The organism is Enterobacter sp. K510 (assembly GCF_055804875.1).
Genome location: NZ_JBNRLQ010000004.1, coordinates 156,467 through 168,771 on the forward strand (window position 1 = coordinate 156,467; position 12,305 = coordinate 168,771).

Here is a 12,305-nt window from a genome sequence, read left to right on the forward strand (position 1 = left end):
TTCCCTCCCTGGAGGACAAGCGTGTCTAAGCGTCGTGTAGTTGTGACCGGACTCGGCATGTTGTCTCCTGTCGGCAATACCGTAGAGTCCACCTGGAAATCTCTCCTTGCCGGTCAGAGTGGCATCAGCCTGATCGACCATTTCGATACTACCGCCTATGCAACGAAATTTGCTGGCTTAGTAAAGGACTTTAACTGTGAAGACATTATCTCGCGCAAAGAACAGCGCAAGATGGATGCCTTCATTCAATATGGAATTGTTGCGGGCTGGCAGGCCATGCAGGATTCTGGCCTGGAAGTCACTCCGGAGAACGCAGGGCGCATTGGCGCGGCGATTGGCTCCGGTATTGGCGGTCTTGGCTTAATCGAAGAGAACCACACTTCCCTGGTGAATGGTGGTCCACGCAAAATCAGCCCGTTCTTCGTGCCGTCAACGATTGTGAACATGGTGGCCGGTCATCTGACCATCATGCTTGGCCTGCAGGGTCCGAGCATCTCCATCGCCACGGCCTGTACCTCTGGCGTGCATAACATCGGTCATGCGGCGCGTATCATTGCTTATGGCGATGCTGACGTGATGCTGGCAGGTGGCGCTGAGAAAGCCAGTACGCCGCTGGGCGTGGGTGGTTTTGGTGCAGCACGTGCGCTGTCGACGCGTAACGATAACCCGCAAGCGGCAAGCCGTCCGTGGGATAAAGAGCGCGATGGTTTTGTGCTGGGTGACGGCGCAGGCATTATTGTGCTGGAAGAGTACGAGCACGCGAAAAAACGCGGCGCGAAAATTTATGCGGAACTGGTGGGCTTTGGTATGAGCAGCGATGCTTACCATATGACCTCACCGCCGGAAAACGGCGCAGGCGCCGCGCTGGCGATGGCCAATGCGCTGCGTGACGCGCAGCTCGATCCGGCTAAAATCGGTTACGTCAACGCGCACGGCACCTCGACGCCGGCCGGCGACAAAGCGGAAACTCAGGCCGTTAAATCGATCTTTGGCGAGTCAGCCCGTACCCTGATGGTCAGCTCGACTAAATCGATGACCGGACACCTGTTAGGTGCCGCAGGGGCAGTAGAGTCCATCTACTCCATCCTTGCGCTGCGCGATCAGGCGATCCCGCCAACCATCAACCTGGATAACCCGGATGAAGGTTGCGACCTGGATTACGTGCCACACACTGCGCGTCAGGTCTCTGGTCTTGAGTACACGCTGTGTAACTCCTTCGGCTTTGGTGGTACTAACGGCTCGTTGATCTTTAAACGCGTCTGATCCCCGTAGCCTGAAAAGGCCCGCTCTGCGGGCCTTTGTTATTTCCATTTCAGCTTTCTCCGCTTGTCCTTCTTCTTTCATCCTGCCAGACTGGCGTGCCATGCAAACAGGAGCCGCTATGTTCTTGATAAATGGACGTGAACAAGACTCGCTTGCCGCGAACGACCGCGCTATCCAGTTTGGCGACGGCTGCTTTACCACAGCCCGGATCCGCCAGGCTGAAGTCCAGCTATTACCGGCCCATATTCGTCGTCTGCGTGAAGCCTGTGAGCGGCTGATGCTGCCATTTACTGACTGGCAGGTGCTGGAAGCCGAGATGCGCCATCTGGCGCACGGCCATCAACAGGGCGTACTGAAGGTTATTCTTACGCGCGGCGCGGGCGGACGCGGATATAGCGCTGCCGCCTGTCATGCGCCGACGCGCCTGCTGTCCGTTTGCCCCCTGCCTGCACACTATGATCGCTGGCGGGAGGAGGGCATCAGGCTCGCCTTAAGCCCGGTGCGTCTCGGGCGCAATCCTCATCTGGCGGGTATCAAACATCTCAACCGGCTGGAGCAGGTGTTGATCCGTACTCATCTTGAGCAGACGACAGCCGACGAAGCGCTGGTTCTTGACAGCGACGGGTTCATTACGGAATGCTGTGCCGCGAATCTGTTCTGGCGAAAAGGCAATGACGTCTTTACCCCGAATCTGGATCACGCAGGCGTGAACGGTATTATGCGCCAGCACTGTATTGCGCAGCTGGCGGCGTCACCCTTTCGTGTGGCGGAAGTCCATGCGGCAGAAGAAGCTCTGGCAGACGCCGACGAAGTGCTCATCTGTAATGCGTTAATGCCGGTTATTGCGGTTCGTGCATATGGCGAACGGACGTGGACGTCACGTACGCTGTATCAATTTTTAGCCCCACTTTGTGAGCATTCGATTTCGTCATGAAGAAACTGTTTCGGTTCGTGCTGATCCTCGCGGTGATCCTGGTTATCGCTGCGGGTGCGGGTCTGTGGAAAGTCCGCCAGATGGCGAACAGCCCGATCCTTATAAAAGAAGAGACTATTTTCACCCTGAAAGCGGGCACGGGCCGCATCGCCCTTGGCGATCAGCTGCATGCTGAGAAGATCATTAATCGCCCGCGCGTCTTTCAGTGGTTATTACGCGTAGAGCCGGATCTGTCGCACTTCAAGGCCGGGACCTATCGCCTGACGCCGAAAATGACCGTGCGCGACATGCTGTTGCTGCTGGAAAGCGGCAAAGAAGCGCAGTTCCCGCTGCGTCTGGTGGAAGGCATGCGCCTGAGCGATTATCTTCGCCAGCTGCGTAACGCGCCCTATATCAGGCACACGCTGAAGGATGACAGTTATCAGACCGTCGCCGCTGCGCTCAAGTTCGACAACCCGGAATGGGTGGAAGGCTGGTTCTGGCCGGACACCTGGATGTATACCGCCAATACCACGGATATTGCGTTGCTGAAACGCGCGCATCAGAAAATGGTGGCGGCAGTGGACAGCGCCTGGGAAGGGCGGATGGAAGGACTGCCCTACGCGGATAAAAATCAGCTGGTCACCATGGCGTCCATCATTGAAAAAGAAACAGCGGTCGCCAGCGAGCGGGACCGCGTCGCCTCGGTGTTTATCAACCGCCTGCGCATTGGCATGCGTCTGCAAACCGATCCGACGGTGATTTACGGCATGGGTGAAAAATATAACGGTAAACTGTCGCGCAGCGATCTTGAGACGCCAACCGCGTACAATACCTATACCATCACCGGATTGCCGCCTGGCCCCATCGCCACGCCAGGCGAAGCCTCATTGAAGGCCGCCGCGCATCCGGCCAAAACGCCGTATCTCTATTTTGTGGCTGACGGTAAGGGAGGGCATACCTTCAACACCAATCTCGCCAGCCATAACCGGTCAGTGCAGGACTATCTGAAAGTATTAAAGGAAAAAAATGGGCAGTAAATACATCGTTATTGAAGGTCTCGAAGGTGCAGGGAAAACCACGGCGCGCAACGTCGTGGTGGAAACCCTGGAAGAACTCGGCATCGGCGAGATGATCTTCACCCGCGAGCCGGGCGGCACCCAGCTGGCCGAAAAACTGCGCAGTCTGGTGCTGGACATTAAATCGGTTGGCGATGAAGTCATTAACGATAAAGCCGAAGTGCTGATGTTTTACGCCGCCAGGGTGCAGCTGGTGGAAACGGTGATCAAACCGGCGTTGGATCGTGGCTGCTGGGTGATCGGCGACCGTCACGATCTCTCCACCCAGGCCTATCAGGGCGGCGGACGGGGCATTGATAACGCGATGCTCGCCACGCTGCGTGACGCGGTGCTGGGGAGTTTCCGCCCGGATTTAACGCTGTATCTCGACGTCACGCCGGAAGTGGGCCTGAAACGCGCCCGCGCCCGCGGTGAACTGGATCGCATTGAGCAGGAGTCGCTGGATTTCTTTAACCGTACCCGTGCGCGCTACCTTGAGCTGGCGGCGCAGGACGCGAGCATCAAAACCATCGATGCTACCCAATCCCTTGAGGATGTGATCCGCGATATCCGCCACACCGTGACCAGCTGGGTGCGGGAGCAGGGCGCATGAAATGGTATCCATGGCTACGCCCGGACTTTGAGCAACTGATTGCCAGCTATCAGGCCGGACGCGGACACCATGCGTTATTGATCCACGCGCTGCCCGGCATGGGGGAGGATGCGCTGATCTACGCCATCACCCGCTATCTGATGTGCCAGCAACCGGTGGAGCACAAAAGCTGCGGCCAGTGTCGCGGCTGTCAGTTAATGCAGGCGGGCACCCACCCGGACTATTACGCCCTGACGCCGGAAAAAGGCAAAGCGTCGCTGGGTATTGATGCGGTGCGCGATGTCAGTGAAAAGCTCTATGAGCACGCCCGGCTGGGCGGCGCGAAAGTGGTGTGGCTCAGCGACGCGGCGCTGCTCACCGATGCGGCCGCTAACGCTCTGCTGAAAACGCTCGAAGAGCCACCGGCGAACACCTGGTTTTTCCTCGCCTGCCGCGAACCTGCGCGCCTGCTCGCCACCCTGCGCAGCCGCTGCCGTATTCATCATTTATCCCCGCCGTCAGAAAGCTACGCCAGCGCCTGGCTGGCGCGGGAAACCACCGCCAGCCCTGAGGCCAGCCTTGCGGCGCTGCGGTTATGCGGCGGTGCGCCGGGTGCGGCAGCGCAACTGTTACAGACTGACAGCGCCGCCCAGCGGCAGACGCTCTGTAATGCGGTAAATGCCGCGCTGGACAGCGCCGACTGGCTCTCTCTGCTGGGCGTGCTCAATCACGATCAGGTGGCGGAGCGCCTGCACTGGCTGGCCTCGCTACTGATGGACGCGCTGAAAATGCAGCAGGGCGCGACCTTGCTGACTAACGTCGACGCGCAGCCGTTAGTTCACCGTCTGGCGCAGCATCTGCCGACGGCGCGCCTGCAGGCGATCATCACGGCGGTATTTCAGTGTCGCGGGCAGTTGCTGGACGTCACCGGCATAAATCGCGAACTGCTGTTAACCGATCTACTCTTATGCTGGGAGCACTACCTGCAACCGGGCACTGTGCTTCCTGTATCCCACTTGTGAAAGAGATCTTATGTTTTTAGTTGACTCACATTGCCATCTTGATGGCCTGGATTATCAATCCCTGCATAAAGACGTTGATGATGTGCTGGCGAAAGCCGCCGCGCGCGACGTGAAATTTTGTCTGGCGGTCGCCACCACGCTGCCGGGTTACCGTGCAATGCGTGATCTGGTGGGCGAGCGCGATAACGTGGTCTTCTCCTGCGGCGTGCATCCGCTGAATCAGGACGAGGCTTATGAAGTGGAAACCCTGCGTCAGTGGGCGGCGGAGGAGGGCGTGGTGGCGATGGGCGAGACGGGTCTCGACTATTTCTACACCCCGGAAACCAAAGCGCAGCAGCAGGAATCTTTCCGTAACCACATCCGTATTGGCCGCGAGCTGAACAAGCCGGTGATCGTCCATACGCGCGATGCCCGCGAAGATACGCTGGCTATTCTGCGCGAAGAAAAGGTGACGGATTGCGGGGGTGTACTACACTGCTTCACTGAAGACAAAGAAACAGCCGGTAAATTGTTGGACATGGGCTTCTATATCTCATTTTCCGGGATTGTCACTTTCCGTAACGCGGAGCAGCTCAGAGATGCCGCGCGTTACATACCGCTCGACAGGCTGCTGGTGGAAACGGATTCGCCGTATCTGGCCCCGGTCCCCCATCGTGGTAAAGAAAACCAGCCTGCGATGACCCGCGATGTCGCGGAGTACATGGCGGTACTGAAAGGTGTTCCGGTTGAAGAACTGGCGCAACAAACGACACAAAACTTTGCCAGACTCTTCCATATCGACCCTGCCCGCCTGCAATTTTCCTGATCGCACAGTTTTTTTAAAGCTCGTAATTAATAGGCTTTGCGAGTAAAGTTCACCGCCTCAAACGGGGCGGTGACACTCTTTTTTGACACATTCAGACAAGACTTTTGTAAAATAATGCAAGTTTTAAGAACGGTCCTGGCTGAAACGTGATAGCCGTCAAACAATATTGCGCTGATTTATTTTACTCTGCGTAATAAATAAAGGGCGCTTAGATGTCCCGTCCAGGGCGCGGTTCTCCCCCCGCGCCAATGCGTGAAAACGTAAAAAAAAGCACAAATACTCAGGAGCACTCTCAATTATGTTTAAGAATGCATTTGCTAACCTGCAGAAGGTCGGTAAATCACTGATGCTGCCAGTATCCGTACTGCCTATCGCAGGTATCCTGCTGGGCGTCGGTTCGGCAAACTTCAGCTGGCTGCCAGAAGTTGTTTCCCATGTGATGGCTGAAGCGGGCGGTTCCGTTTTTGCTAACATGCCGCTGATCTTCGCTATCGGTGTTGCGCTGGGCTTCACCAATAACGACGGCGTTTCTGCGCTGGCCTCTGTGGTCGCTTACGGCATCATGGTGAAAACCATGGCGGTGGTAGCACCGCTGGTGCTGCATTTACCTGCTGAAGAAATCGCGGCTAAACACCTGGCGGATACCGGTGTTCTGGGCGGGATCATCTCCGGTGCGATAGCGGCCTACATGTTTAACCGCTTCTACCGTATCAAGCTCCCTGAATATCTGGGCTTCTTTGCGGGCAAGCGCTTCGTGCCGATCATCTCTGGTCTGGCTGCGATTGTGATGGGCATCGTGCTGTCCTTCATCTGGCCGCCAATCGGTACCGCTATTCAGACCTTCTCTCAGTGGGCTGCTTATCAGAACCCGGTCGTGGCGTTCGGTATCTACGGCTTCATTGAGCGCTGCCTGGTGCCGTTCGGTCTGCACCACATCTGGAACGTTCCTTTCCAGATGCAGATTGGTGAATACACCAACGCCGCAGGTCAGGTATTCCACGGTGACATCCCGCGCTACATGGCAGGCGACCCGACTGCGGGTAAACTGTCCGGCGGCTTCCTGTTCAAAATGTACGGTCTGCCGGCTGCGGCAATCGCGATCTGGCACTCAGCGAAACCTGAGAACCGCGCGAAAGTGGGCGGTATCATGATCTCCGCTGCGCTGACCTCGTTCCTGACCGGTATCACCGAGCCAATCGAATTCTCCTTCATGTTCGTGGCGCCGGTTCTGTACGCAATCCATGCGGTACTGGCTGGTCTGGCCTTCCCGATCTGTATCCTGCTGGGTATGCGTGACGGTACGTCCTTCTCCCACGGTCTGATTGACTTCGTGGTGCTGAGCGGCAACGGCAGCAACCTGTGGCTGTTCCCGGTTGTGGGTCTGTGCTACGCGGCGGTGTACTACACCGTGTTCCGTGTGCTGATTAAAGCGCTGGATCTGAAAACCCCGGGTCGTGAAGACGCAACCGAAGACGCAAAAGCGACCGGCACCAGCGAAATGGCTCCGGCTCTGGTATCGGCTTTCGGCGGTAAAGATAACATCACTAACCTGGATGCCTGCATTACACGTCTGCGTGTAAGCGTGGCTGACGTTGCTAAAGTGGATCAGGCTGGCCTGAAGAAACTGGGCGCGGCAGGTGTGGTGGTTGCAGGTTCCGGCGTTCAGGCAATTTTCGGTACCAAATCCGATAACCTGAAAACCGAGATGGATGAATACATCCGCAACCACTAAGAAATAGTCTGGGGAGACTGAGGGAGCCGAATGGCTCCCTTTTTTACGTCTGGTGAATGTGAAGCCGGGTGGCGCTTCGCTGACGCTGGCCTGGGGACTGGGATTGTGCCGGGTGGCGCTTCGCTTACGCCGGCCTACATACCGGGACCGGCCTACATTTATGGGGTTTGGTTACTGTAGGCCCGGCAAGCTTGCGCCGCCGGGCAAGTCATTTACGCGGAGTATCAGAAGCTGTAGTTCGCGCTAACCGAGAAGTTACGCGGCTCGCCGAACACATAGGTGCGGCTGTTGACGTTGGTTTCGTAGGTTTTATCGAACAGGTTATCCAGATTCGCCTGCACCGAAAGCGCTTTGGTCACGTGATAACGGGCGAACAGATCCACCAGCGCGTAGCTGCCTTGTTCTGAACGCAGCGTGCCGCTGGCAACAGGTACATCAGCCCATGTGTGGTTCTGCCAGTTCACGCCACCGCCGACCGTCAGGTCCGGCAGCATCGGCAGGCGATAGCTGGTGAACATTTTCACCGACGTGCGCGGCAGATCTGAGTTTACCGCGACACCTTCGCTGTCTTCCGCCACATAACGCGTTGCGCCGAAGGACATCTGCCAGTTGTCCGTCAGTGCGCCGTTCACTTCAAATTCAACGCCGCGACTGACGGTACCATTCGCTTCACGATATGCGGTTTCCCCGTTGCTGCCGGGAACCACGCCGCCTGTGGACTGCGCCAGATGATCCTGCTCAATGCGGAATACCGCCAGCGAAGTCGTCAGGCGGCTGTTCATCCAGTCGGCTTTCACACCCGCTTCGTAGTTATTACCGGTGATCGGCGACAGGTATTTACCCTGACTATCACGTTGCGTCTGCGGCTGGAAAATCGAGGTATAGCTGGCATAGGTGGACCAGGTATCGTTGATGTCAAACACCACGCCCGCATACGGCGAAGTATTGTTCTTCTCCAGATCCTGGGTCAGGGTATGCAGCGTGTAATTGGTATAGCGCGCGCCCAGAATGAGGTGCAGCGGATCCGCCAGCGAAATGCGGGTCGCCATATACGCGGACTTCTGACGCACCGTATCTTCCTGCGCGAGGCTTAACGGCGACCAGTCGGTTTCCGGGAAGTTACCGGAATAATCGCTGTAGTTGCCTAACTGCGTATCGCCGATGTTTTCCCACGAGCTGTAATAGATATTGTGCTGTTTAGTGTAATTGGTGCCCACCATCAGCTCATGCTGACGACCAAAGAGTTCGTAATTGCCGTTAGCAAAAGTATCGATGGCATCCACTTTACGCTTGCCGGTGTTGTAGCCGGTGCCGCCAACAAAGGGATAGGACGCGCCATACGGGCTGACCATCAGGCCGGTGGTTTTATCAACCTGGCCGTCCAGATACAGCGCCTTGCTGTCGAGCTCAGTTTCGGTATGCGTACCGTTTACCGTAAGCTGCCAGTTATCGCCCAGCTTTTGCTTCAGAGTGACAAAAGTACGCTGCGTTTCGGTATCGCTGTAGGCCCAGTCAGGCGCCGTGCTGTCGCTGCGATCGGCCTTGATTTTACTGCCGTCGGTATACCAGCGCGGCAGGCCGCCCCATGTCTGATGGTCAGTGTTGTTTTCCTGATAATCGTAACCCACGGAGAACGCCGTGGCGTCAGTGAGATCGGCATCCAGCACGCCGTAGAAGAATTTTTTCTTCTGACCATAATGATCCAGCCAGCTGTCCTTATCCTGATAGCCCGCCACCATACGACCACGGATGTTACCGTTTTCGGTCAGCGGGGTGGAGAGATCCGCCACGTAACGTTGCTTGTTCCAGCTGCCGTACTCTGCGCTGACATTGGTGGTGAATTCACGGCTGTCAGCGTGCTTACGCACCATATTAATCGCCGCAGAAGGGTTGCCGGAACCGGTCGTCAGACCATTCGCGCCGCGCACCACTTCAATACGCTCATACATGGCGGTATCCGACATCGCATCGCCCAGGTTCCAGCGGGATTCAAACAGCGTCGGAATGCCATCGACCATATAGTTGTCGATCAGAAAACCGCGGGAATAGAAGGTGCTGCGATCGGAATCCGCCACGCTCTCAGAAATACCGATGGTATTTTTCAGCACGTCACCCAGCGACTCCAGCTTCTGATCTTTCATCCGCTGTTCGCTGACCAGCGTCACCGACTGCGGAATATCACGCTGAACCAGCAGCATTTTGGTGCCGGAGGTGGTGGTTTTAACGCTGTAATCTTCACTTTCTGTGGCTGCCGTCGTGCCTGAGGACGAACCATCGACAACCAGCGTATCTTCCGGCGCTGCCGTGGTGGCCGCAAAGCCCGCCGCTGGCGTCAGTGCAAAAGCAATACAAACCGCCAGCAGTGACGGATGAGTGGCAGGCGGACGTTGTCCGTCCCTGGCGTGAACGGTGAAAGACATCATTAACCCTTCTGAGTGTTGGTCATAAAGCACCCCGTCAATACGTTGTCGGCGCGGTGCAGGATAGTTAATTATTCAGTTATGAAACGCGCATGGAAATGCAAATGCGAAATATACGCATTACAGTTCACCCTGTAAACAGATGTAATATTTATTAATGAAACCCGGTTTTACTCAGCACGATGAACAGGGGGATGACATAAGCTTTCGGCAGGGTAAGAAAATGAGGTTTATAGTTGAAACATCAGGAGATTGTCACTCATACTCTCTGGCAATATTATGCAGTCATAAAGAAGGAAGACGACATGGCAGAAGAAACTATTTTCAGTAAAATTATTCGTCGCGAAATTCCGTCGGATATTGTCTGGCAGGATGAGCTGGTCACCGCGTTCCGCGACATTTCCCCACAGGCTCCTGTACACATTTTGATTGTGCCGAATATTCTGATCCCGACCATTAACGACGCCACCGAAGCCCATGAGCAAGCGCTGGGCCGCATGATGACCGTCGCGGCGAAAATCGCAAAGCAGGAAGGCATTGCCGAGGACGGTTACCGCCTGATCATGAACTGCAATCGTCATGGCGGCCAGGAGGTCTATCATATTCACCTGCATCTGATTGGGGGCCGCGCCCTTGGTCCTATGCTGTCTCATAAAGGCCTTTAAGATGACAAGAGGGCGTACTGCCGTATTAGTGGCGGCGATCCTGCTTGCCGGATGCAGCGCAAAACCGGCGATCCCGGTCAGCGATGAGCAAACGCTGGTAATGGAATCAACCGTACTGGCGGCGGGGATCTCCGCCGAAAAACCGGAATTATCCCGCTCGGAAATTCAGTCTTCTGCGTCCTCAACTCTCTACAATGAAAGAAACGTGCCGGTAACGGTTAACTATCGTTTTTACTGGTATGACGCCAGAGGCCTTGAAATGCATCCGCTGGAAGCGCCGCGAACCGTCACTGTGCCTGCACACGCATCGGTGACGCTTTATGGCAGCGCCAACTACCTGGGCGCACATAAAGTGCGGCTCTATCTCTATTTATAAGGGGTGATTTGAATGAGAATGATGGGACGTTACGCCCTGCTTGCCACACTGGCATTGATCCTGACCGGCTGTCAGATTAATCAGGAACAACCCGCGCCGGTCGACCAGGCGACGCCGGTACCGGAACAACCGACCACGCCGCAGCAACCGCTGCCGACCGTGCCGTCAGTACCGACCATCCCGTCACAGCCAGGGCCGATTGAGCATCAGGACGAAACCGTGCAGCCGACGCCGCGCGTACGTCACTACGACTGGTCCGGCGCGATTTCGCCGATGGTCAGCAAAATGCTTCAGGCGAGCGGCGCGGCAGGCGGCAGCGTGCTGCTGGTGGACAGCGTCAATAACCGCACCAACGGCTCGCTGAATACCGGCGAAGGCACCGATGCGCTGCGCAATGCGCTGGCGAACAATGGTAAATTCACGCTGGTATCCGCGCAGCAGCTGGGCGTCGCCAAACAGCAATTGGGGTTATCCCCGCAGGACAGTCTCGGCACCCGCAGCAAAGCCATCGGCATCGCCCGTAACGTTGGCGCGCAGTATGTACTCTATTCCAGCGCCAGCGGCAACGTTAACGCCCCGACCCTGCAAATGCAGCTGATGCTGGTACAGACTGGCGAGATCGTCTGGTCAGGTAAAGGCAGCGTTGCACAACAATAAACCTGAGCGTGACGCTATTCTGTCACGCTATTTTCCGCAGTTTACGCCCGCCGCAGATCAGACAACGTCCGGTCTGTCTGGCGGGAGTATCATTATTGAACGCGGGCAGCAGCGTCTGGTGCTCCGTTTCCGTCACACCGCCACCGCCGCCGCGCCTTTTCTGCGTCAGTATCATGTCCTGAAACGTCTCCCTGTCTCGCTGGCGCCACAGCCGCTGCGTTACGGCGAAGGCTGGATGGCTGTCGATTTTCTGCGCGGTGAGGTAAAAACTGCGCTACCGGCTACCGATGCGCTGGCAGAGGTGTTGTATCATCTGCACCAGCAGCCCTGTTTTGGCTGGCGCATCACGCTGTTGCCGCTGCTTGAAGGCTACTGGCAACAGGCCGCGCCTGCACGACGCACGCCGTTCTGGTTGCGGCAGCTGAAAAGGCTGCGCAAACAGAGGGAGCCGCGCGTGCTGCGTCTGGCGCCGCTGCATATGGATGTCCACGCGGGCAATCTGGTGCACAGTGCGCAGGGGCTGCGTCTGATCGACTGGGAGTACGCGGGAGATGGCGATATTGCCCTTGAGCTGGCCTCGGTGTGGATGGATGACGCCGCGCGACAGGGGCTGGTGGAGGATTATGCCCGCCGTGCCAGCATCGATCCCATCATGTTACAGCGGCAGGTGCGGCGCTGGCGGCCCTGGGTGATGATGCTGATGGCGGGCTGGTACGAGTACCGCTGGCAACAGACGGGCGAACAACAATTTATAACGCTGGCCGATGAAATATGGCGCCAGTTGCAGACTAAAGGATAAGAG

Annotated in this window: 12 protein-coding genes; 11 read left to right on the plus strand and 1 reads right to left on the minus strand. The window is 56.8% G+C overall.

The genetic code is table 11. The annotated features are described in order from the left end of the window. The first annotated feature begins 21 nt into the window (after window positions 1–21). The 7 genes from fabF (at window position 22) to ptsG (ending at window position 7,385) form a co-directional block, all read left to right on the plus strand. Window positions 22–1,263, plus strand: coding sequence for a beta-ketoacyl-ACP synthase II (gene fabF / locus ACQUTD_RS08570; RefSeq protein ID WP_473274897.1), 1,242 nt, complete (start codon window positions 22–24; stop codon window positions 1,261–1,263). Window positions 1,264–1,381: 118 nt separating this feature from the next. Further along, window positions 1,382–2,197, plus strand: a complete 816-nt coding sequence (pabC, locus tag ACQUTD_RS08575; RefSeq protein ID WP_473274895.1) for an aminodeoxychorismate lyase — start codon at window positions 1,382–1,384, stop codon at window positions 2,195–2,197. Then, on the plus strand, window positions 2,194–3,216 hold the full coding sequence (yceG, locus tag ACQUTD_RS08580; RefSeq protein WP_318364554.1) for a cell division protein YceG: 1,023 nt from the start codon (window positions 2,194–2,196) through the stop codon (window positions 3,214–3,216). The genes pabC and yceG overlap by 4 nt, the downstream gene beginning before the upstream one ends. Next, complete coding sequence (gene tmk / locus ACQUTD_RS08585; protein WP_473274893.1) at window positions 3,206–3,847, plus strand: dTMP kinase; 642 nt, start codon at window positions 3,206–3,208, stop codon at window positions 3,845–3,847. The genes yceG and tmk overlap by 11 nt, the downstream gene beginning before the upstream one ends. Next, the gene (gene holB / locus ACQUTD_RS08590) at window positions 3,844–4,848 is read left to right on the plus strand and encodes a DNA polymerase III subunit delta' (RefSeq protein WP_473274891.1); all 1,005 of its coding nucleotides are present in this window, start codon (window positions 3,844–3,846) and stop codon (window positions 4,846–4,848) included. Before tmk ends, holB begins: the two co-directional genes overlap by 4 nt. 10 nt (window positions 4,849–4,858) lie before the next feature. Next, window positions 4,859–5,653, plus strand: coding sequence for a metal-dependent hydrolase (locus ACQUTD_RS08595; RefSeq protein ID WP_318364557.1), 795 nt, complete (start codon window positions 4,859–4,861; stop codon window positions 5,651–5,653). 298 nt (window positions 5,654–5,951) lie between these two features. Beyond that, window positions 5,952–7,385: a PTS glucose transporter subunit IIBC gene (gene ptsG, locus ACQUTD_RS08600; RefSeq protein WP_072568169.1), complete on the plus strand. Its 1,434-nt coding sequence runs from the start codon at window positions 5,952–5,954 to the stop codon at window positions 7,383–7,385. A gap of 224 nt (window positions 7,386–7,609) precedes the next feature. Here the strand turns inward: ptsG and fhuE are convergent, their stop codons facing one another. Next, the gene (fhuE, locus tag ACQUTD_RS08605; RefSeq protein WP_318364567.1) at window positions 7,610–9,805 is read right to left on the minus strand and encodes a ferric-rhodotorulic acid/ferric-coprogen receptor FhuE; all 2,196 of its coding nucleotides are present in this window, start codon (window positions 9,803–9,805) and stop codon (window positions 7,610–7,612) included. Between the two features lie 305 nt (window positions 9,806–10,110). On the opposite strand from fhuE, the gene hinT reads away from it, so the two are divergent. From hinT to thiK, 4 genes are read left to right on the plus strand one after another with little or no spacing between them, the layout of a single operon-like run. Then, window positions 10,111–10,470 (plus strand): purine nucleoside phosphoramidase, encoded by a 360-nt coding sequence (gene hinT, locus ACQUTD_RS08610; protein WP_473274888.1) that lies wholly within the window; start codon window positions 10,111–10,113, stop codon window positions 10,468–10,470. Window position 10,471: 1 nt separating this feature from the next. Beyond that, the gene (locus ACQUTD_RS08615) at window positions 10,472–10,846 is read left to right on the plus strand and encodes a DUF1425 domain-containing protein (protein ID WP_473274886.1); all 375 of its coding nucleotides are present in this window, start codon (window positions 10,472–10,474) and stop codon (window positions 10,844–10,846) included. Between the two features lie 12 nt (window positions 10,847–10,858). Then, on the plus strand, window positions 10,859–11,503 hold the full coding sequence (gene lpoB / locus ACQUTD_RS08620; protein WP_072568172.1) for a penicillin-binding protein activator LpoB: 645 nt from the start codon (window positions 10,859–10,861) through the stop codon (window positions 11,501–11,503). Beyond that, window positions 11,490–12,302, plus strand: coding sequence for a thiamine kinase (gene thiK, locus ACQUTD_RS08625; protein WP_473274885.1), 813 nt, complete (start codon window positions 11,490–11,492; stop codon window positions 12,300–12,302). Before lpoB ends, thiK begins: the two co-directional genes overlap by 14 nt. Window positions 12,303–12,305 lie beyond the last annotated feature (3 nt).